At 37.9% G+C, this 19,617-nt stretch carries 17 protein-coding genes; 16 read left to right on the forward strand and 1 reads right to left on the reverse strand.

All coding sequences use genetic code 11. The features are described 5' to 3' along the window. Nucleotides 1–6 precede the first annotated feature (6 nt). The 7 genes from PH210_RS28450 (at nucleotide 7) to PH210_RS28480 (ending at nucleotide 6,718) form a co-directional block, all read left to right on the forward strand. The gene (locus PH210_RS28450) at nucleotides 7–891 is read left to right on the forward strand and encodes an N-acetylglucosamine kinase (protein WP_289989917.1); all 885 of its coding nucleotides are present in this window, start codon (nucleotides 7–9) and stop codon (nucleotides 889–891) included. A gap of 247 nt (nucleotides 892–1,138) precedes the next feature. After that, a complete protein-coding gene (locus tag PH210_RS28455) occupies nucleotides 1,139–1,366 on the forward strand; it encodes a cyclase (RefSeq protein ID WP_289989918.1) in 228 nt (75 codons plus the stop codon). Nucleotides 1,367–1,527: 161 nt separating this feature from the next. Beyond that, nucleotides 1,528–1,737: a hypothetical protein gene (locus tag PH210_RS28460; protein WP_289989919.1), complete on the forward strand. Its 210-nt coding sequence runs from the start codon at nucleotides 1,528–1,530 to the stop codon at nucleotides 1,735–1,737. Between the two features lie 398 nt (nucleotides 1,738–2,135). Beyond that, nucleotides 2,136–3,434 carry a helix-turn-helix domain-containing protein gene (locus PH210_RS28465; protein WP_289989920.1) on the forward strand — a complete coding sequence of 433 codons (1,299 nt, stop codon included), beginning with the start codon at nucleotides 2,136–2,138 and terminating at the stop codon, nucleotides 3,432–3,434. A gap of 273 nt (nucleotides 3,435–3,707) precedes the next feature. Continuing rightward, complete coding sequence (locus PH210_RS28470) at nucleotides 3,708–4,907, forward strand: amidohydrolase (RefSeq protein ID WP_289989921.1); 1,200 nt, start codon at nucleotides 3,708–3,710, stop codon at nucleotides 4,905–4,907. A gap of 24 nt (nucleotides 4,908–4,931) precedes the next feature. Beyond that, nucleotides 4,932–6,221 (forward strand): MFS transporter, encoded by a 1,290-nt coding sequence (locus tag PH210_RS28475; protein ID WP_289989922.1) that lies wholly within the window; start codon nucleotides 4,932–4,934, stop codon nucleotides 6,219–6,221. A 272-nt stretch (nucleotides 6,222–6,493) separates the two neighbouring features. Beyond that, entirely contained in the window at nucleotides 6,494–6,718 is a 225-nt protein-coding gene (locus PH210_RS28480; RefSeq protein ID WP_483312153.1) for a TasA family protein, read from the forward strand. 372 nt (nucleotides 6,719–7,090) lie between these two features. On the opposite strand, the gene PH210_RS28485 is transcribed toward PH210_RS28480, so the two are convergent. Further along, nucleotides 7,091–7,741: a GntR family transcriptional regulator gene (locus tag PH210_RS28485; RefSeq protein WP_354670033.1), complete on the reverse strand. Its 651-nt coding sequence runs from the start codon at nucleotides 7,739–7,741 to the stop codon at nucleotides 7,091–7,093. Nucleotides 7,742–8,240: 499 nt separating this feature from the next. Between PH210_RS28485 and PH210_RS28490 the strand changes: the two genes are divergently transcribed. From PH210_RS28490 to solA, 9 genes are all read left to right on the forward strand, one after another. Further along, nucleotides 8,241–9,461 carry a cystathionine gamma-synthase family protein gene (locus tag PH210_RS28490; RefSeq protein ID WP_289989923.1) on the forward strand — a complete coding sequence of 407 codons (1,221 nt, stop codon included), beginning with the start codon at nucleotides 8,241–8,243 and terminating at the stop codon, nucleotides 9,459–9,461. 28 nt (nucleotides 9,462–9,489) lie between these two features. After that, on the forward strand, nucleotides 9,490–10,530 hold the full coding sequence (locus tag PH210_RS28495) for a homoserine dehydrogenase (RefSeq protein ID WP_289989924.1): 1,041 nt from the start codon (nucleotides 9,490–9,492) through the stop codon (nucleotides 10,528–10,530). Between the two features lie 56 nt (nucleotides 10,531–10,586). After that, nucleotides 10,587–12,041 carry an aldehyde dehydrogenase family protein gene (locus PH210_RS28500; protein WP_289989925.1) on the forward strand — a complete coding sequence of 485 codons (1,455 nt, stop codon included), beginning with the start codon at nucleotides 10,587–10,589 and terminating at the stop codon, nucleotides 12,039–12,041. Nucleotides 12,042–12,128: 87 nt separating this feature from the next. After that, nucleotides 12,129–13,565 carry an amino acid permease gene (locus tag PH210_RS28505; RefSeq protein WP_289989926.1) on the forward strand — a complete coding sequence of 479 codons (1,437 nt, stop codon included), beginning with the start codon at nucleotides 12,129–12,131 and terminating at the stop codon, nucleotides 13,563–13,565. A 367-nt stretch (nucleotides 13,566–13,932) separates the two neighbouring features. After that, a complete protein-coding gene (gene mmuM, locus PH210_RS28510; RefSeq protein ID WP_289989928.1) occupies nucleotides 13,933–14,865 on the forward strand; it encodes a homocysteine S-methyltransferase in 933 nt (310 codons plus the stop codon). A 650-nt stretch (nucleotides 14,866–15,515) separates the two neighbouring features. Continuing rightward, complete coding sequence (locus PH210_RS28515; protein WP_289989932.1) at nucleotides 15,516–16,082, forward strand: MOSC domain-containing protein; 567 nt, start codon at nucleotides 15,516–15,518, stop codon at nucleotides 16,080–16,082. A 788-nt stretch (nucleotides 16,083–16,870) separates the two neighbouring features. Continuing rightward, nucleotides 16,871–17,488 carry a class I SAM-dependent methyltransferase gene (locus PH210_RS28520; RefSeq protein WP_289989934.1) on the forward strand — a complete coding sequence of 206 codons (618 nt, stop codon included), beginning with the start codon at nucleotides 16,871–16,873 and terminating at the stop codon, nucleotides 17,486–17,488. A 139-nt stretch (nucleotides 17,489–17,627) separates the two neighbouring features. Continuing rightward, nucleotides 17,628–18,245 (forward strand): YARHG domain-containing protein, encoded by a 618-nt coding sequence (locus tag PH210_RS28525; protein WP_289989935.1) that lies wholly within the window; start codon nucleotides 17,628–17,630, stop codon nucleotides 18,243–18,245. Nucleotides 18,246–18,392: 147 nt separating this feature from the next. Then, nucleotides 18,393–19,547: an N-methyl-L-tryptophan oxidase gene (gene solA, locus PH210_RS28530; protein ID WP_289989938.1), complete on the forward strand. Its 1,155-nt coding sequence runs from the start codon at nucleotides 18,393–18,395 to the stop codon at nucleotides 19,545–19,547. Nucleotides 19,548–19,617 lie beyond the last annotated feature (70 nt).

Raw genomic sequence — 19,617 nt, forward strand, 5'->3', positions numbered from 1 at the left:
TGGAACATGACATATGTGATCGGAATCGATGGGGGAGGAACGAAAACAAAGGCCACTTCATTTGATCCCATAACGGGGAAGACCCTCTTTTCAGTTCAAACGGGGCCAGCTAATTTCTCCGTTCAATATCAAGCCAGCATCGAGCAGGTTACCAAGTCGATCCAATTATGTATCGAACAGATGGGCGGAATGCAGCCAGAACGGATTCTCTTAGGAGCCTCAGGTGCCCACTCAAAGGAGATTTGCCAGCGAATAGAAGTTGATCTTGTGCAAACCTTTAATGGCAAGCTTGCTGTGATTGATGATGCACAGCTTGCCCATACGGCCCTTCTTCAAGGGAAAGATGGCATTTTAATCATCGCGGGAACGGGTTCGATTGCTTTAGGCCGATATTATGGTGAAGAATGGCGTACTGGCGGCTGGGGGTACTTATTGGGGGATGAAGGAAGCGGATATTGGATCAGTATAAAGGCCCTGCAATTTGCGATGTCTCAGTTGGAAGGGAAAAATAGCCATGATATTTTAACACGGGCCATTCTGAACTCGATAAAAGGCCAGAACATGTCTGATATTAAAAGCTTTGTTTATGCAGCCTCTAAACAAGAAATTGCTAAACTATCAGAACTCGTTTATGATGTTGCACAAAAGAATGGTGAACCAGCTATATCCATTTTACGAGAAGCGGGAGAACAATTAGCTCAGCTTGTAAAGCGTGCATTAACCAATCCGAATTCATTACATTCTCAAATGAAAATTGCGGTATCCGGCAGTCTGTTGTTAAAAAATGATATCGTCTATGACTCATTCGAGAACATTATGAAACAAGAGTTCCCGAAACATGAGCTTGTACGAGAAGACCGTAATGTTTGTGAGGGCGTATTGTATAGTTGACCAAGGGGACGGTTCTCTGGCTTTTTTAAGCCAGGAGAACCGTCCCTTTGGCTTATTTATGAACACTCTCATACTATACGAAATAGATAAGGAGAAGGCGGAAATGGTATGCAGTTTCCTGTGCAAATTGACGCTTTGCAACAACCAGCTTAAACCTTTCATGTTGCACAAAGCGTGCATGGGTATTTGTATTGTTAAACAGGAATATAAATATAACACTCTAAAACTAAGGTTAAGGAGGATTTGTATGGATAAAAGAGTTCTATTCGATTTTGAAATCGAGTTTACGAACGGCGGTGGAATTCAAGGGCAGGAATTCCGTCTTGACATTGATGGAGACGACATTTCAGATGAAGAGTTAGCCAGGTATATTGTAGAAGATATGAGGTTACTAATGGTTGGCAAAGTAAGGATACTTAATAAGAAAATCATAAATGAAAAACATAAAAGAACACCTGCTGACGAGAAATCATAGAGGTTATGCTGTCAAATATGGCAGCTTTTTTTTATTTACGAGGCAGGGTGGACTGGCAGTTTAGTAGAAGAAGCATTAAGCTGTTTTTGTTATAATATGGATAAAAGTTTGTTTTGCAGACTACAGGTTAATTTAAATGACTTTATTAAAGGAGGTCCACAATGGAGGTAATTTTAGCGAGTGTGTTTTCAGCTATCATAATATTTATTACTGTCTTTTTTATGATGAAGGTATTCATTATCGCCTTTAAGAGGAATGATATATCACTTCGGAAATGCATTATTTTTTCTACTTCTTCAATTGTAATTGGTTTATTAGTGGCAAGCGTTTTACCATTTGGATATCAAAAAATAATTGATTACATTAACTAACTTCTTCTTTAAGAAAGTCGTTCCTAATCGAGGTATTTCATAGATTGTAAATCAACAATAAAAATTAACACTTAAGCTAAATATCGAATGCTTTTAGAATGGAAAAAATAGTTCGTTTTTATTCCTTTAAAGGGTCATTTTGTGGGATAACTGTTCATAATTAAATTGGATATATATATTAAAATAATAGTGAAGATTATGAAGAAGTATACTTAAGGTTAATTCTCAACCAGTAATAATTATATTATTACCATGAAGACATCAAAGGGTATTTGCAGTTACAATTATTAATATAATTCTATTATTGAGAAACAGAGTAATCTAGTTCAAAGATAAATTATCTTTCTTTTATGGAAAATGAATTTAAAGTAACCAAATAGGAAGTAGGTGTTCTAATGATGTATCGAATCGGAGTGGTTGGACCAAATTGGTCATTAGAACGAATTCTTGGAATAGCTAAAGAATTTGAGCAGGGAATGGAATTTGTAGCATTCCCTTATGAAGAACCTGAGGAAACAAAAAAAATTGTAAAGGATTATGATAAAAAGATTCATGCTTGGCTTTTTTCTGGCGAATTGCCATATGAGATCGCGAGAAATGTTTTAGGTTCTAAAGAAAATCTTTTGTATATCCCACATACGGAATCTAGTTTATACAAAAGTCTTTTAAATATGGTCAATTCACAGGAAAAATTGATCAAAAGATTGAGTATCGATACATTCTCTTATTCCAACTTAGTTGAAGAAGCAGTAGAACAGTTGTCTATGACATTTAATGAGATTTACGTGAAAAAGTTTGAACCAGATGATATTAATATGGAGGAATTGTTACATTTTCACCTAGATTTATGGGAATCAAAAAAAATTGATGGAGTCATCACCTGTTTTCCAACAGTTTATAAGCACTTAAAAGAAGCCGGTTTACCAGTCGAATGGATGTCAACTAGCCGAAGGGAAATTCGCCAAACTCTGAGGATTTTAACTGAGAAAATAAAGGGCTATTACTTTAAGGACACTCAAATTGGTGTGGAAATTATTGAGATTGAGCATTTTGAAAGCATTATGCAGAATGCAAAGAGTTCCTATGATTTACAGTTTTTGGAGCTGCGTTTAAAGGAGATACTCCTTAAATTCTGTGAACAATTAAATGGCTCTTTGATAGAAAAAGGATATGGTAAATATGTGATATTTAGTTCCCGCGGCGCGATTGAACGAGAAATTCCTATGTTAGAACATACATTAGAGCAGTTGTCGCTAGAATCGGAATCGACGGTTGTTGTAGGAATCGGATATGGAGAGACAGTCTTTTCTGCAGAAATAAACGCGCAGGTGTCAATTAGGCAATCAAAGGAAATGCCTGAACGGAAGATACTTATTGTCGACAACGGAATGATTATCGAGTCCATTGGGAAAAAAGAAGAGATAACCTATTCCTTTCGTACGGAGGATAAAGATTTTTTACAGAAACTGAAAAAGGGTAATATCAGCGTTAAAACTTTTCACAAAATTGATGCTCTAATCAGGAAAATGAATTGGAACGTTTTTAGTACAAAGGATTTGGCAGCACACCTTCATATGACAGAACGAAATGCAAGACGTATTGTAACAGATTTGTGTGAAGTTGATCTAATTGAGTATATTGGAGAAGAATCTTCCTCTTTACGTGGAAGACCTAGTAAATTATATCGTTTAAAATAAACATCCATATTTGGGTGTTTTTTTGTTTTTAGAAAATTCATATAAATAGTTGAAGAAAACGATTTCATCGTTTAAAATTCATTTAAGGAATATTTACCTTAAATACTCCTTAAATGAATTTTTTGTATAGATGTATGAATGTATGAAAATTTATCCTTTAATGACTAAAGGAGGGCGGTTAGATTGGATTAGATTTCTTGATTCCGAAGTTTGCGGACAATGCAGCCTGAAAGGCAAGTTAATGTTTTAAGAAAATGAAAGTAGGTGTTGTTTATGGATGCTTTTCTGTCAGATTTTCTCATAACTTCCATCCAAAAACATTACAGTGAAATGGTTGCTTTAAGTGACGATTTAGCTGCAAATCCAGAGGTGTCAGGGGAAGAATTCGAAAGCAGCAAGAGAATCGTAAATATTTTAGAAAGAGCTGGCTTCGACGTTCAATATCCTTTCTCTGGTTACGAAACTGCCTTTTGTGCTGAATTAAAAAATGGTGAAGGACCTTCTGTTGCTATATTAGTAGAGTACGATGCACTTCCGGGCTTAGGACATGCCTGTGGTCATAACTTACATGGTTCTATGTCTGTTTTAGCGGGGCTTGCCCTTCACGAGTTGAAAAGTTATTTTAAAGGAAATCTTTACGTAATCGGAACTCCAGCAGAGGAAACATTTGGGGCAAAAATCGGAATGGCCAAAAACGGTGTATTTGATAAAATGGATTTTGCCATCATGTTGCATAGTTACATGGGCGGAATAAATGAACCTAATGCAAAGTTCCTTGCGCTAAAAAACTTTCAATTCAAATTTTTCGGACAGACTGCTCATGCGTCTGTATGCCCATGGGATGGGAGAAATGCTCTAACTGCTGCAAGAAAATTTGTTGATTTGATTGATGCAAGAAGACAAACCCTTACAAAAGACGTAAATATCAATCAAATTTTTACAGATGGTGGTAAAACACCTAATGTAATTCCTGATACAGCTGAAGTGATAGTAGAATTTCGTGCTAACTCTTTTGCCTCCATAGAATCAGCGCAAAAAGCAATCTTAAATTGCGCAAAGGGAGCCGCTATCGCTTTCGATTGCGAATTCGAATGGAAACGGTCGTACGAAGACTTTGCAGACATGGTGAGTAATGCGGCGGCTGAGAAAGAAATGAAGAATATTATGGAATCTCTTGGTTTACGTGTGAATGACATTTCGGATCCATTAGGTTCATCAGACATCGGCAATGTGAGCTATTGTTGCCCAACATTACATCCGATGATTTCGATTACGGATGAACAGTGTGCCCTTCATACCACCGATTTCGCAAAAGCAACGACAATGCCAAAAGCGCATGAAAGTCTAAAAAACGGCGCGGAAATGATTAGTCGCATGGTTTTAAAAGTTTTTCTGGATGATGAATTTAGAGGAAATGTCCACAGGGACTTTGAGCAACAAATAGCAATTAAGGAGTTAGGAGTGGATTTATAAATAATACTATTGAGGGGTGTTTTGATGAAAAAGAAATTTTTTTATGGTTGGATCGTTGTTTTTGCATGTACTGTCTTAACAGCGCTTGGAACTGGAGTTGTCTCATCCCTAGCAGTTTTTTTGTCACCAATGGTCAAAGCTAAAGGTTATTCCATAGCCGGTGTTTCTTCTTTAATATCACTCTATTTCATCGGTACCATTGTTGGTAATATTTTATTAGCCAAATTACTTAGCAAAGCAAACTTAAAGATTGCTGTTCTGACCGCTGGTATAATACAAGGTATATTGATTATCGCAATGAGCAAAATTGATTCCTTGAGCATATTGACGTTTATTACTTTCCTAATTGGTTTTATTATAATTTCAGTTTCTGTATTACCTGTTCCAATAATTATCACAAACTGGTTTAAGGCAAAACGAGGAACAGCAATGGGGATCGCTATGGCTGGTGTTGGACTTGGAGCAGCCATTTTCGCACCAAGTTTGAACTTAGTCATTTCGAGCTCAGGTTACAAATCAGCTTTTGTTGTTTGGGGTGTAGCCGTTATTATCCTTGCCGTAATTTGCGGAACCCTTATTTATACTCGCCCTGAAGATAAGAATTTAAAAGCTTATGGGTTAAACGAAGGTGACCCTGAAGTACCAGCTGAAAAATCTTTAGAGGTTCAACCAAATTCAAGCGATGGAATTTCTTTGGGTCAATCATTCAAAACTTCTGCGTTTTGGCTTGTTATTGTATTTGTAATTGGAACATCAATTCCGCAAATGATTGACGTCGTTCAAACTCCATCCTATTTGACTGATATCGGTGTTAGCAACGTTCAGCTCAGTCAGATTCTTTTTGCATTTGGTATCTGTTCAATGCTTGGGAAAATGACTATTGGTTATTTGTTTGATAAGTTTGGACTATCGAAAGGTTGTATGGCTGGTTTTACGTTAGGTGCCATCACACTCGTTTCGTTGGTACTTCTTGGCAAATCTTTAGGGCTTGTATATCTTTATATCCTATTTGGTGGTGCTGGTTTGAACTTTAACTTTGTAGCATTGCCAATCTTTACTTCCAAATTTTTTGGGACAAAGCACTATGCTACTATCTATTCAGGTTTATATGCGTTTTTTATGTTTTTGTCATCTATTCTTGGAACGGTCTCTGGGGTTTTAGTTGAAAAATTTGGTTATTCATCTTCTTACTTAATCGGATTTATTTTCTTAGTCGTTGCTATTTTTGCATGTATTTCATTACTCAAAGTAAAAAAGCCATGGCTTGAAGCTAACAAGAATGAAATTATTCATACAGCAAGAAATATAAATTAAATGTTTTAAAATCCACCCCTTCCCTAATTGAGTAAAGTATGAACATACTTACACAACTAATTAATCTGCTCTCAAAACTACGAAAGCGATTTAATTTTAAAACAGCTTAAAGAGGGCTTTTGTGCCCTCTTTACATTTTTTTACACTCACCGATGGATTGTTTCTCCTTCATTGCGGAAATCCCATCATCTTACTCGACCCTGTGAGTTAAATTGCTTTAGCCTAAATGAATAAGATGGAACGGTTAATGCGGTGAAAATCGCACGTTGGGTGTGGAGCAGGGGCCGGATTTAACACAAATTGATAACCCTACAGGACCTAAGCCTGATGGCATTCCAACAGGACAAAAGAAGAAAATCTTCGTATTGTTTGAGTTTGTCGATAATGGCCAGGATCAAAACCAATTCCAAGGCGACAGCCTTAAAGTTGACTGGACCTTCAATGCAGAACAGGGAGCAGGAACTTACTACGACGATACGGATGAAAATAATAACTAAAACCATGGGACGGTACTCCTGGCAGTAAAAAGCCAGGAGTACCGTCCCTGTTGTTTTCTCATTCTATTGTCAGGTATATTAAATTCAGAAAACTTACGTATATAAGAAGAGTGAACAAAAAAGTTATTTAATTCCAATATATGAAACTTTTTGACAGCGATGGTATATGCTATTCGCTGTTTTTTCTTGGGGGGAAATTTTTGTCGAAATGGAGCATAAGGCCATGAGGTAGGTGTTTCATATCGTGGAGGAAGGCTGGGGGCGCTGACAAGAGCGCCATTTCATGTCTTGCGGGGAATCGAAATGTACCTAGGAAAATCATTTGACTCAAATTATTCTTCTAGTAAATCATTTTAACCGGCCCCATATATTCTATATCAAACCGATATGAGTTATTTTCCAATGATCATTCTTAATCAGGTGCTCTAAGCTATCTTTATCTTTATTCTTAAAGTAATCAATAATTTGTTTATGCTGTACATTCATTTGTTGTAATACTGTAAAGAGTTTTTCTTCGTCTTTACTTAAATAAATCTGCCTAACAAAACTATTCTGTAAAGAATCAAGGAGATCAATTAATGTAGAGTTGTAACACTTATCAATGTATACTTTATGGAATTGGTTTTGGTATTTTTGATAATCTGTATAATTTTTCTGAGAAATGGAAAGGTCGATTTTCCTAACCAACTCTTCCATTAGTTCCATGTCATCTTCGGTCAAATTGTCCAGAGCTAAAGTGGCTGCAAAGGCATCTAGTACACCAACAACACTAAAAACATCGAGCTTTTTCTTGGTATCAATTTCTTTAACGATAAATCCTCTTCGAGGAAAGAACTCTAGTAAATTTTCAGAAGCTAGTTGGATTAAGGCTTCCCTCACAGGTGTTCTGCTTACTTCTAATTTCTCACTTAGTGCTATTTCATTTATCTTTTGATTGGGAAGTAATGTTCCATTCTGAATTTCTGTGGCTATGTAATCGTATACATGATCTTTTAATGATCGGTACCTCTTTTTGATAGTTATTCCCCCCTAAGTTAAAAAAGTGGAAATTCTTGCTTTTTATATTAGCATGAGCACCCAAATTCTTCAATATCTCTTCAATATCGTCCCAAAGTAACTCATTATCCTTTTTAAATCTATTGTATCCAATTCTAATATGTTATGAATCAATTCATATTAGATTCTTATTTTTGGAAAATTAAAAGAATAGGGAAGAAGCGGACGGTGTTTTTCTAGACCGGCCAATACAAATAAATCTTAATTATTAAACTAGACAGGTAAATTTTAAAATTTAACATTGAAAATGGAAAAGGTCCATTATATAATCTTCATAGAGATATTTGTCAGACTATTCAGTGTATTATACAATATATTGTATAATTTAAAAGTGGTTTAGTAAGAAGGTGTCCAAAAAACGAACCCCATTAAAAATAAGAAGTGTAAAGGGGGATTTTTTTAATGAAATTTAGTGGGGATACAAAAGGACATTTTCAAAGTTATAAAAATGAGAGGTGGCAGAAATATGGATGAAAGAAACTTTAAAGGTATAAAAGACGGTACAAAAGCTGTATGGGCAGGAGAAAAAGAATTTCTAGCTTATAATGCAACCCAAGTTCCTGTGGTGCTTAGTGTAGCCTACAATTACGATGACGTGGATGAGTGGCAAGAGGTTGCTCTCGGAAATAAACCTGGACATATTTACAATCGAATGACAAATCCAACTGTGCAAGCTTTTGAAGAAAAAGTACGAATTCTTGAGGGAGCGGAGGAAGCGATTGGTTTCTCATCAGGAATGGCCGCTATTAGCAGCACCTTATATACATTTTTAAGGCCTGGAGACCGAGTAGTATCCGTAAAAGACACCTATGGGGGAACTAATAAAATCTTTACTGAATTCTTACCGCATATCGATGTAGATGTAACGTTATGCAACACTGGAAATCATGAAGAAATTGAAGCTGAAGTGGCCAAAGGATGTAAGGTTTTATATTTGGAGTCTCCAACCAACCCTACCATGAAAATTACGGATATTAAGAGAATGGTGAGAGCCGGAAAATCGGTGGGGGCATTGGTGATAATAGACAATACTTTTGCTACTCCTATTAATCAAAATCCAATTCAATTAGGAGTGGATATCGTCATCCATAGTGCCACTAAATTTTTAAGCGGACATGCCGATGCGTTAGGGGGTGTAGTGTGCGGCTCCAAAGAACTGATGAAAAGAGTTTATCACTATCGCGAAATTAATGGAGCAACTATGGATCCGTGGTCAGCTTATCTTATTTTAAGAGGGATGAAAACGTTAAAACTTCGTGTCAGGCAGCAAGAAAAGAGTGCAATGGCTATTGCAAAGTATCTGCAAAAGCAAAAGTTCGTGGAAGCAGTTTATTACCCTGGATTAGAAACACACCCACATCACCAAATTGCAAAGAAGCAGATGAAGGGTTTCGGCGGAATAGTAAGTTTTGTATTGAAAGATGAAATGGAGGCAATCAAAATTTTATTGCCAAAATTACAATATGCAAACAAAGCTGGAAATCTTGGAGCTGTTGAAACGATATACGGACCGGCAAGAACGACCAGCCATGTCGAATGTACGTTAGAAGAACGGAAAGCTCTTGGTATTCCGGAAGGTTTGGTTCGTATCTCTGTAGGGATTGAAGATACAGAAGATCTTATTTCGGATTTAGAACAAGCTTTTTCCCATTTAGAATCGCAATTGCCTGTTAATAGCAGCAAGTGAAAATATAACAATGGAAGAGGTATTGAGTATGACACATAAAATTGCGTTGCTTGGTTTTGGTGTAGTTGGTCAAGGATTTGCCGAAATTTTAGAAGAAAAAGGTGAATTGTTACGCAGTGGACTTGGCTTGGATGCAAAAATTGTTGCCATTTCTGATTTTCTTAAGGGATCTCTTTATCATCCAGAAGGCTTGGATATTGCTAAAGCATTACAAGCTGTAAAGGAAACAGGGAAACTTGATTGTTACCCGGAAAGCCCTGGTTTGGTAAGAGGATGGGATAGTTTTCAGACAATCCGTGAAAGTAATGCGGACACCATTGTAGAAATTACTTTCACAGATGTAAAAACCGGCCAACCCGCCATCGATCATTGTAAAGCAGCATTTGAAAGCAGAAAGAATGTAGTAATGAGCAATAAAGGTCCAGTTTCTTTAGCTTACCAAGAGCTGGTTGAGTTAGCCAGAAAGAATCATGTTCGATGGGGCTTTGAAGGAACCGTTATGAGCGGAACACCTGCATTGAGAATGCCCCTCGTTACATTGGCAGGAAATAATATTTCCGAAATACGCGGGATATTAAATGGAACGACCAATTATATTTTAACTAAAATGGAAGAAGGCTTGAGTTATGAGGCAGCATTGGCTGAGGCACAGGCTCTTGGCTATGCAGAGGCAGATCCTACCAGTGATATCGAGGGGTATGATGCCCAATATAAAGCTACCATTCTTGCTAATATTGTCATGAATGTTCCGATGAAACGAGAAGAAGTAGAATGTGAAGGAATTAGTCATCTTACACAACAAGATATCCAATGGGCAAAATCTAAGGGGAAAAAGTGGAAACTTATTGCTAAATGCATAAAAGATGGTGATAAAGTCATCGCAAAGGTAGGTCCCGAAGCGATACCGATTACAGATCCTTTAGCTGGAGTCTCAGGTGCACAAAATGCGATTACATATGATTGCGATTTAGCCGGTCCGATCACGCTTATTGGTGCCGGAGCTGGCCGAAAGGAAACTGGATTCTCTATTCTTATTGATTTAATTAATATTAGCCGCGGTCAATTGTAATCTTTTGCACTATTAAATTACAAAGTGAAAAATTAGTCATATGAGGTGGTTATGTCATGACATTTATAGAGACACAGACAAAAGCAAATAAGATGTTTCTAGCTGGAAAGTGGGTATCCCGCTCCAAAAGCATTAAAGTCTTCGACCCCCAAGATAATCGTTTAATCGCAACTGTCCCTGCCGCTAATGAGGAAGATGTACTTCAAACCATAGAGGAGGCAAAAAAGGGAGCAAAAATTGCTGCTGACATGACGACACACGAAAGAATCACGATTCTAAATCGTGCTGCTGACTGGATTTATGAGCATAAAGAAAAATTTGCAACCACGATTGCATGTGAGGGAAGTAAAACCATTAAGGAGGCAAGAAAAGAAGTATTACGCTGTATTGAGACTCTTCGTATTAGTGCTGAAGAGGCAAGGAGAATGAATGGGGAAACGATTTTATTTGACCAAATGCCGGGAAGTGAAGATCGCATGGGATATTATTATCGTTTTCCTATTGGAATCATTGTGGCGATCACGCCTTTTAACGATCCATTAAACCTAGTTGCACATAAAGTGGGGCCGGCTATTGCTGCTGGAAATGCAATCATCGTTAAACCAGCACCAGCTACACCATTAAGCGCTCTTTTATTGGCAGAAGCATTTGAAAAAGCAGGTTTGCCTCCTAAAGTTTTATCCGTCATTACCGGTTATCCAAGTGACATGGGAGAAAGCCTGATTACCCATCCAGCGGTACGAATGATATCTTTTACAGGGGGATTTTCCACTGGCCAAGCGATTATGCAAAAGGCGGGGATGAAAAAGTTCAGTATGGAATTAGGATCGAACTCACCGGTTATCGTTCTAGAAGACGCTGATTTAGAAGAAGCCGTTGAATCAACTGTTTCCGGAGCCTTTTGGGCAGCTGGTCAAAATTGCCTCGGAGTGCAAAGAGTATATGTTCAAGAAGGGATTTATCAGGACTTTGTCGGAAGATTCCTTACTCGTACTCTAAAGTATCGAGTGGGTAATAAATTTTCAGAGGAAACTGATATGGGGCCAATGATATCAGAAAAGGAAGCAAAGCGAGTGGAGAGTTGGGTTAATGAAGCCGTTGAAAGCGGTGCAAAATTGCTTTGTGGCGGCAAACGAAAGGGATCTTTTTATTACCCAACTGTTTTAGAGAATGTACCAGCTGATTGCAAGCTGGCAACGGAAGAAGTCTTTGGACCAGTTGTTACCCTTTATAGTGTTCCTGATCTTGATACAGCTATTTTTCAATCTAACAATGTGGCTTTCGGCTTACAAGCAGGTATTTTCACTCAAAATTTAAATGATGCTTTGGCGGCTGTACGTAAGCTGGATGTAGGCGGGGTTATCGTAAATGACAGCTCCGATTATCGAATAGATGCGATGCCTTTTGGGGGGGTAAAAGGTTCTGGTATAGGTCGTGAAGGAATTAAATTTTCACTTCAAGAAATGACCGAGCCAAAAGTTGTTTGTTTTAAGGTTGCCGTTAAAAGTTAATAGACAATCCGGTGGTATAATGCTAGTTTAATAGGAATTGACCTAATAGGTTGGACGATGGTTACCTATACCAAAGGAGGAAACTGGATGCTGCAGGCAAATAATTCTGATCAAAATCAGTTAAAGCGTACAATGAAAAGCAGACATTTGTTCATGATTTCGCTAGGAGGGGTAATTGGAACGGGCCTTTTTCTAAGCACGGGCTATACCATTAATCAAGCTGGACCAGGAGGGACGATTCTCGCTTATTTGGTTGGGGCCTTGATTATGTATCTTGTTATGCTGTGCCTTGGTGAATTAACTGTAGCCATGCCGGTAACCGGTTCATTTCAAACGTATGCTACAAAGTATGTCGGTCCTGCTACCGGATTTACCATTGGTGTAATGTACTGGCTTACCTGGGTGGTAACAGTAGGATCGGAATTTACCGCATCTGGTCTATTAATGAAGAGATGGTTCCCTGATACTTCCGTTTGGATATGGAGTGCCATCTTTGCGATTATCCTTTTTCTACTAAATGCCTTTTCAGTAAAATTTTTTGCAGAAGCAGAATTTTGGTTTGCCGGAATTAAGGTAATTACCATTATATTATTTATCATATTGGGGGGAGCCGCGATGTTTGGTTTCATACCCATGAAAGGCCATGCATCTGCCCCGATGCTCTCACATTTTACTAGTGAAGGAGGTCTTTTTCCTAATGGGCTGCTTCCAGTTTTAATGGCTATGATTTCTGTAAACTTTGCCTTTTCAGGAACAGAGCTCATTGGAATTACAGCGGGAGAGAGCGAAAATCCGGAAAAAGACATTCCCCGATCCGTTAGAAATGTCATTTGGAGAACCGTTTTCTTCTTTATCGGAGCTATATTTGTATTATCTGGATTAATCTCTTGGAAAGAAGCAGGAGTCATTGAAAGTCCATTCGTTATGGTCTTTGATAATATTGGAATTCCTTATGCAGCTGATATCATGAACTTCGTTATACTTACGGCTTTATTATCCGTAGCAAATTCCGGTCTCTATGCATCTACTCGTATGATATGGTCTCTTTCCAATGAAAAAACAATAAGCCCCCTCTTAGGAAAGGTAACCTCAAAAGGAGTGCCGCTTAATGCGTTAATTGTAAGTATGGCAGTAGCCTGTTTGTCGTTATTCTCTAGTGTAGTTGCACCAGATACGGTTTATTTAGTGCTTGTAGCTATTTCAGGATTTGCCGTGGTTATTGTGTGGATGGGAATTGTGTTATCGCAGTATATGTTTCGTAAGCATTTTATTAAAGAGGGGGGAAATATTTCAGATTTGAAATTTCGTACACCTCTTTATCCCTTTGTGCCCATCACTGCTTTTGTTCTATGTTTCGCTTCTTGTGTAGGACTTGCATTCGATCCAAGCCAACGAATTGCTCTGTATAGCGGAGTACCCTTCATTGCTTTATGCTATTTTTACTACTATATTAAAAATCGTGGAAAGAAGAATCTAGTAGATTCTCATGATGAACTCGATCAGTATATAGAGAATATTAAGTAGAGAGGGTCTGGTGTTAGAATATACTAATGATACTATCGGGATTGGTATAAAAAACTGTAAATGAAATAAAAAAATGTACAAAATCTTCGGTTGTCAGACTGTTAAGCTAATAATCCAATCCATTGCTGAATGAATTTCACCTGACTTTGGACAGACTTCTCCGCAGGAGAATCTGTCCTTTTTAACCAAATTCATCGTTTCGACTCTACCTATAATCTGTTTAACTTAAGTAACGGCCAAGACATTTTTCCAACTTTGGTTTATATTGATGAACTCAATGAACACTGATGATTTAAGAAATTGAAAGTCTTGTCCTTTCATCATTTCTACGGGATCACAGAAAATTGACTGTAGCGGAGGTACTACAATGAATCCTATTGAAAACATATTACAGAAATTCCCGCTAGTTATATTAGACGGTGCTATGGCAACTGAGCTTGAGCGTCATAGCTGTGATTTGAACGACAGCCTTTGGTCGGCAGCCATACTTATGGAAAATCCGGAGCTTATCAAACAGGTACATACGGATTATTTTACAGCGGGAGCTGACTGTGCTATTACGGCCAGTTACCAGGCAACCGTCGAAGGATTTGCCCGACGCGGTTTAAGCGAGGCTGAAGCGCTACTTCTCATCAAGAAATCCGTCCAGATAGCCTTAGAAGCACGCGATGAATTCTGGGGAAAATTCGAGAACCGGTCAAACCGGCCGAAGCCTTTAGTAGCCGGTTCAGTAGGGCCATATGGCGCATTTCTTGCTGACGGATCTGAATATCGAGGAGATTATACGTTGACCGAAGAAGAACTAATGAATTTCCATAGGCCCCGTATGAAAGCCCTGATTGATGCCGGTGCCGATATCCTGGCCTGCGAAACCATTCCATGTCTGATGGAGGCCAGAGCAATCGTCAGGTTGTTAGAAGAGTTTCCCAGAACCTATGCATGGATTAGCTTCAGTGCAAAAGACGGGCTGCATATTAGTAATGGAACCCCGATTGCTGAATGTGCTGAATGGCTGGATAAACATGATCAAGTGGCTGCCGTCGGCATAAACTGCACGCGGCCCCAGTACATTTCTTCGCTGATAAAAAAAGTGCATAGTCACACAGACAAACCCATCATCGTATATCCAAATTTAGGCGAGCAGTACGATGCAGTCACTAAAACTTGGCATGGGGCTTCATCCGAAGAAACCTATGGCGACAGTACGCATCACTGGTATGAATGTGGTGCCCGATTGATTGGCGGCTGCTGCAGAACAAAACCGGAGAATATAACGACTATTGCTGGATGGGCGAGGTGAGGATAAAAAAGCAAGGATTTTGGTGTTAGAGTATTCTCTAAATCCCTGACCTTTCCGCTAGTTCTGGTCATGATGCAACAAAAATGTTGGTTCTAGTCAAAAAACTTCAATATAAGTAAAGAGTCAGTGATGTAATAATCATGTCCGTTGATTCAGAAGGAAACACGATTGATTTTTATTTAAATACAGCAAGGAATCTCATATTATTAATATATTTAGAGTAATGCCTCTGACGGGATTCGAACCCGCACTCCTTTCGTAAGCATAGGCTAAGGGCAACACGCTTCCCTACGGAATTTCACCTGCTTCAGCTAATTTGCTTTTCGGTGCTTCTGAAACCTTTGCCTTGCGACCCGGTGGCTACAATTGTTTTCCGGCGCTCTTCCCTTCTAGAGCTACAGAGGCGTTTATAAAATTATATGCCGCGGAAATGTAATGAATCAATAATTATATAAGATTCTTAGTACAACTAAGAACAAGGGGGCGTGCTGCCGCAACCGTTGTCAAACAAGTGCAAGAGTTGAAGATTAGGGCTGTCATTTTGGCGGCTTTTTCTTTTTGTACTAAAGGATCAGGTTGAAGTGGGAATAATTAAATCTTTATTGAATATGAACAACAGTGAGATTAATAAAGGGGGCTATGAGAATTGAATGTATGATGAAAATGAAGAGAGTTCAATTTTAGGAACAGTCATAGCGGTTAGTTTATGTAAGAAACATACTTTTAGTAAAGAAAATCAAGAGATTATAAGATTAGTGAAGGGATTAGGGGTTGAAGGCGATGCACACTTTGGCTCAACGGTTAAACATCGCTCTAGAGTGGCACAAAATCCAAATCAACGGAACCTAAGACAAGTGCATTTAATTCAAAATGAATTATTTGAAGAGTTAGCAGACCATTTTACTATTAAACCTGGACAAATGGGTGAAAACATTACTACTCTCGGAATAAATCTTCTTAAATTACCAACTGACACGATATTATCTATAGGAGAGTCCGCAATTATTAAAGTAACAGGCTTACGGAATCCTTGTGCTCAGATTGATCATTTTAAACCTGGTCTTTTAAAGGCTGTTTTGGATAAGGATTCAGATGGAAACCTTATAAGAAAAGCAGGAATAATGGGAGTAATTTTGCAGAGTGGAGAAGTGAAACCAGGTGATACCATCCGTGTTGAATTACCTCCTAAACCATTTAAAAAGCTTGAACGCGTTTAAATTAGCGTACCCTAGCCTTTACACGTGCTCTAAACGACCGAAGCCCCTAATTTTTTTAACGGATCGGTCGTTATGAACCCGTCTTATTGACCGAAGCCTGTATTTTCTTAACGGATTGGTCGTTATGAACCCGTCTTATTGACCGAAGCTTGTATTTTCTTAACGGATCGGTCGTTATGAACCCGTCTTATCGACTTAAGCCCGGATTTTCTTAACGGATCGGTCGTTATGAACCCGTCTTATCGACCAAAGCCCGGATTTTTTTAACAAAACTGTCGTTATGAACCTGTCTAATCGACCAATGCCCGGCTTTTTTTATCTATTTTTGAACTGAATATGTGTGTCATAGAATCAAAGTATGAATTACATGCTTAGTACTCTTTAATTAATTTATGCCTATGATAAGATGCTTTCATTAAAAACCTATTTCTTAAATTCTCGCACAAACAATTGTTTGCAAGCGTTCGAAAATAGTTTTTTCTACATTTATGCCAAAGTGTAAGCATCGAATCACCCCATAAATATATTTTCCTTGATTATAAGGTTTAATTGTAAATTTACTGTTACAGCAGAATTAAGTTACTTCTTTTAGTCTGATGAAAAATATGGGAAAAACCTTCTCTATGTATCCATCCAAAAGGTTTTTTGTGTTTTTTTATTCCTTCCATTTTTGTTAATTTTTGAACTAAGTTCTTCTTTCCACACATATATTTATTTATACTATAATTATGTTCAAAATTTGAATATAACCAAAAGGAAGGCACACTCAATATAAGGAGGATAAGATCATGAATCAAACTCCAAAGGTAGAAACACAAAACTCAAAATTGGAACAACCAAAAGAAACATGGAGAGAAATCTGGACCAGAAAAGGTAAAGTATCTGGCTCACAAGAAGATTTGCTTGCCTATAACGGATATGAAGCTACACAGGTTAATATGCCAGAGGTAGCAGCCCAGATCGTAAAGGCATTAGATATCAAACCAACCGATAAGGTTCTTGAAGTTGGCTGTGGCGCGGGTGCTTTAGCTCAATATTTAAATTGTGATTATGTAGGAATTGACTACTCTCCTACCCTTGTTAAAAAGCATATTGAAATCCTAGGGAATTCTGTCATAGTGGGAGAAGCCAATGATATTATTTTTAAGGATAAAAGCTTTGATAAAGTCATTTGTTATGGTGTATTTCTGTATTTTGATTCCGAGGAATACGCCCAGCAAGCTATTAGCGAATTAAAACGCGTAGCAAAAAATGCTCTTTTGATTGGTGAACTCCCAATGCGTTCACATCGGTCAGAACATAAATTATATAAAAAAGAAGACTTTTCGGGTTGGACCATTACGGATGGATTTTATGATCCTTACCGAAAAGATCGATTTAATGCAACCATGTTCTTTCATGATTAAAATACATACCATGCAGATATACGTTTCTTAAGTTGAAATGCTGATGTTACATCAGAATAATCTGTTTGAAATAATTATTCCCTTTTTTTGTTCTATAATAATGTATGATTGAAACTTTAGAATAAAGGGGATTGTTTAAATGGATTTGTGCACAAATTGTGGTGGAAAATTATATGAATCTAATAAATTCTGTATAAACTGCGGCACAAGGGTTGCAACAGATAACGATAACATACCCTCAACTCTAAGAACCCGCATGGAAATAAAGAACAATCGTTTGAAAAAAAAGAGACTATTAGTTGGAGTAGGATTGATAACAGGTTTACTGCTGATCATAAGTGTTACTTCCATAATAGTTACAGGTTTCAATAAACCTGTAACTAAATCTAATCTAGCAGCCTCAAAAACGATTGATCAATCAAAAGATAAGGCTGTAGAAGATAAAGATCATTCTAGTCAGAAACAGCAGTCAACAGAAGAAAAAGGTGCAAATCTTTCCTCTCCCGATTATATTTTGTCTTTAAGTGATAAACAGGCAATGGGTGAAGAAGATATTGCTAATCTTACAAAACAGCAGCTGCGTTTAGCCAGAAATGAGATTTACGCACGTCATGGTTATGTCTTTAAATCACAGGATTTGCAAGAATTTTTTTCAACTAAATCATGGTATCATCAAGACCCTTCCTACGATGGCTCTTTAAATGAAATAGAAAAAGGAAATATAGCCATTTTAAAAGCGAGAGAGGACAGTCTATAGAGGACACTGCATTAGGAGAAACGCCCTTCGTGGGCGTTTTTTGTTAAATAAAACAAAATCAGCATGCATTTCCTACAAATGTGAAGATAAACTCACCATTTTGAAAGAAATTTCTGATATTATAATTTCATATTTGGAAGGATGTGTATGAGATTGAAGGACCACTATGATGTTGTCATTGTTGGCGCCGGGTCAATGGGCATGGCTGCAGGGTATTACTTATCAAAACTTGGGAAAAGAACATTATTACTAGATTCGTATGATCCCCCTCATAGCTTAGGCAGCCATCATGGGGATACTAGAATTATTCGTCATGCCTATGGAGAAGGAAGGAATTATGTTCCTCTTGCACTCGGAGCTCAGGAATTATGGAGTGAATTGGAACAAGAATCAGGAATGAAATTGTTTTCTCGTACGGGAGTATTGTGTGTCGGTGAAGAGGGTTCCTCATTTATCGAAGAAGTCATCAATAGTGCTAAGGAATTTTCTTTACCACTTGAAACCCTATCAAGTGAAGAAATCAATGGCCGTTGGTCAGGCATCACTTTACCACCAGGATTAGTGGGCTGTCTAGAAACGAACTCTGGAGTCCTCTATAGTGAAGAATGTATTCGTGCTTATCGCAGGCTGGGCTTAGCGAATGGGATGACCTTAATATCTTATACAAAGGTGGAGAAAATAGAAAAGTTTGCTGAAGGTGCCATTGTACATACACAAAATGAACAATATTCGGCTGAGTATGTGGTTGTTTGTTCAGGAGCCTGGACAGGGAAAATCCTTGAGGGAACAGGAGTAGATCTTCCTCTTCGACCGACACGTAAGACAGTCTCATGGTTTGAATGTGATGAGCAACTCTATGATTCCAACTGTTTTCCGGCTTTCTCTTTTGATGTAGGAAATGAACATTATTATGGTTTTCCAAGTTTACATGGAAGCGGGGTAAAGATTGGAAGACATGATGGAGGTGAAAAGGTAGACCCGGATTGTTTCAACCGGGAATATGGTTTGGCAGATGAGCGTGAGTCTCGGAATTTTATTCAAAAGTACCTGCCAAAAGCCAATGGGGGCTTGATTAAAGGCAAAACATGCCTTTATACTCTTACTCCTGATGAGCATTTTATTATTGACCGGCACCCGGCATTTTCAAATGTCATGATCGCGGCTGGTTTTTCCGGACATGGCTTTAAATTTGCAAGTGTCATAGGAAAAATTATTTGTGATCTCGTTGCAGAAGGTGAAACATCCTATGATATTTCCATGTTTTCACTTGATCGTTTTTCAAATGAATGTAAAAATAAATAGATTAATAGTAATGTGCAGCTGAAAAAGAGGGAAAACCTACCTGGTTTCCCTCTTTTTTTGTTTGGCCGAT

Source organism: Paenibacillus sp. BSR1-1, from assembly GCF_030403775.1.
In the GTDB taxonomy this organism is placed as follows: domain Bacteria; phylum Bacillota; class Bacilli; order Bacillales; family Cytobacillaceae; genus Neobacillus.

Coding starts and splice junctions, on each gene's coding strand:
- PH210_RS28500 (WP_289989925.1), top strand. CDS start 10,587: ATGACATTTATAGAGACACAGACAAAAGCAAATAAGATGTTTCTAGCT.
- PH210_RS28455 (WP_289989918.1), top strand. CDS start 1,139: ATGGATAAAAGAGTTCTATTCGATTTTGAAATCGAGTTTACGAACGGC.
- PH210_RS28495 (WP_289989924.1), top strand. CDS start 9,490: ATGACACATAAAATTGCGTTGCTTGGTTTTGGTGTAGTTGGTCAAGGA.
- PH210_RS28450 (WP_289989917.1), top strand. CDS start 7: ATGACATATGTGATCGGAATCGATGGGGGAGGAACGAAAACAAAGGCC.
- PH210_RS28460 (WP_289989919.1), top strand. CDS start 1,528: ATGGAGGTAATTTTAGCGAGTGTGTTTTCAGCTATCATAATATTTATT.
- PH210_RS28515 (WP_289989932.1), top strand. CDS start 15,516: ATGTATGATGAAAATGAAGAGAGTTCAATTTTAGGAACAGTCATAGCG.
- PH210_RS28490 (WP_289989923.1), top strand. CDS start 8,241: ATGGATGAAAGAAACTTTAAAGGTATAAAAGACGGTACAAAAGCTGTA.
- mmuM (WP_289989928.1), top strand. CDS start 13,933: ATGAATCCTATTGAAAACATATTACAGAAATTCCCGCTAGTTATATTA.
- PH210_RS28505 (WP_289989926.1), top strand. CDS start 12,129: ATGCTGCAGGCAAATAATTCTGATCAAAATCAGTTAAAGCGTACAATG.
- PH210_RS28465 (WP_289989920.1), top strand. CDS start 2,136: ATGTATCGAATCGGAGTGGTTGGACCAAATTGGTCATTAGAACGAATT.
- PH210_RS28475 (WP_289989922.1), top strand. CDS start 4,932: ATGAAAAAGAAATTTTTTTATGGTTGGATCGTTGTTTTTGCATGTACT.
- solA (WP_289989938.1), top strand. CDS start 18,393: ATGAGATTGAAGGACCACTATGATGTTGTCATTGTTGGCGCCGGGTCA.
- PH210_RS28470 (WP_289989921.1), top strand. CDS start 3,708: ATGGATGCTTTTCTGTCAGATTTTCTCATAACTTCCATCCAAAAACAT.
- PH210_RS28525 (WP_289989935.1), top strand. CDS start 17,628: ATGGATTTGTGCACAAATTGTGGTGGAAAATTATATGAATCTAATAAA.
- PH210_RS28520 (WP_289989934.1), top strand. CDS start 16,871: ATGAATCAAACTCCAAAGGTAGAAACACAAAACTCAAAATTGGAACAA.